This window comes from Laspinema olomoucense D3b (genome assembly GCF_025370785.1).
GTDB classification, from domain to species: Bacteria; Cyanobacteriota; Cyanobacteriia; order Cyanobacteriales; family Laspinemataceae; genus Laspinema; species Laspinema olomoucense.
Window position 1 is genome coordinate 1 of record NZ_JAMXFA010000091.1, and the last position, 1,750, is coordinate 1,750.

Consider the following 1,750-nt stretch of genomic DNA (forward strand, 5'->3'; position numbering starts at 1 on the left):
CTAGGGCGTCGGTTCAGTACCCATGCTTGACAAAACGATTCAACTATGCATAACTGAAATTGACGAACCCATTAAATTCAAGCGCTCATTACGGAGTAAAGTCTATGCGTCCTCCTTTGTGGCACCCGCCAGTAGAGCTATCAGATTCAGAACAGGTAATTATTAATCGCATCAAAAAAGCCAAGCTTTTTACTTTTCTTCGCCTGAACCGTCTGTACATATTCGATGATGAGTTTCAAGAAGAACTTGCCACAATTTTTAAAGACAGCACAATGGGCTACTGTCCCATCGCACCAGCACAATTGGCTTTAGCCACTATTCTCCAAGCTTATATGGGGATTTCTGACGAGGAAGTGATTGAAGAGCTAGTCATGGACCTCCGATGGCAATTAGTTCTGAATTGCCTGAACTGCGAAAAACCTCCATTCAGTAAAGCCACTCTAATAAGATTCAGAAGCGCCTTAATTAAAAAAGGCTTTGACCAGCGTTTAATTGACCGTACTGTAGAAATTGCCAAGCTCAAAGGAGGCTTTGGTTCGGCTAATTTAAGAGCTGCATTAGATTCTTCTCCATTATGGGGTGCAGGTAAAGTAGAAGACACCTATAATCTCTTGGGTCATGCTCTGCGTAAGGCGTTGAGTATCATAGCTGTACAGCAGGGGTGGGGGCTGGCAGAAATAGCCAATGAAGCGGGAGCGGATTTTGTCAATAGTTCCAGCTTAAAAGCCGCATTAGATTTAAACTGGGATGACCCTGCCGAAAGCCAAAATGCCTTATCAACTATACTAAACAGCCTGAATTGTGTAGAAGAATGGATACAACAGCAGCCTAATCCTGATGAAATAGAAGAGGCACAAGCTCCTCTCCTGGTTGCCCGATTGATTGAATCTCAAAATGTGACAGTAGACTCAATGGGAGTGCCGAAGTTGACGAAAGGGGTCGCTAAGGACCGACGCATTTCTATTGAAGATCCAGATATGCGGCATGGACGAAAAAGCCGCTCTCAAAAAATAGATGGTTATAAACGCCATATTCTTAAAGATTTAGATATAGGGGTGATTCGGGCTGTGGCTGTCACCCGCGCTAATACACCAGAAGCCGCTGCCACTGTTGACTTAGAAGTTGACTTAAAAAGACAACAGGTTCAGTTAAATGAGCTACATATCGACCGAGCTTATTTATCGAGTCATTGGGTAAAAGAACGCACTGAACAATTACAGATATTTTGTAAGGCATGGCCGGTAAGAAACTCAGGACGATTTGATAAAAACGTTTTTGTTTTTGACTGGGAGAACCAGGTAATTAGTTGTCCAAATCAAGTGATTATGCCGTTTGAACCCGGTAAGGTCGTTCATTTTCCCAAACCGGAGTGTGCCGCTTGTCCCCTGAGAGAACGCTGTACTACAAGTAAGAATGGCCGCAGCATATCTATCCATCCCGATGAAGGATTGATGCAGGAATTACGTCAGCGTCAATCTACCTCAGACGGTCGCGCTTTCCTTAGGGAGAGAACGTCTGTAGAACACTCTCTGGCTCATGTCGGACAGTGGCAGGACAAACGCGCCCGTTATATTGGACAGCGCAAAAACCTCTTCGATCTCAGGCGAGTGGCTGTTGTCCATAATCTTCATGTCATTGCTCGAATGAATGAGGTTTTACCAATACAACAGCCGCACTGTAGTGGAGTCGAGCAGGTAAATACACATTTGCTCGGTCTTGTCAAGCCTTTTTACTGAACCGACGCCCTAGG

Annotated in this window: 1 protein-coding gene; it reads left to right on the plus strand. The window is 44.6% G+C overall.

Annotated features, from left to right (window positions below):
* Positions 1-104 precede the first annotated feature (104 nt).
* The gene (locus NG792_RS28745) at positions 105-1,736 is read left to right on the plus strand and encodes an IS1182 family transposase (protein ID WP_261237797.1); all 1,632 of its coding nucleotides are present in this window, start codon (positions 105-107) and stop codon (positions 1,734-1,736) included.
* The last annotated feature ends 14 nt before the right edge of the window (positions 1,737-1,750 follow it).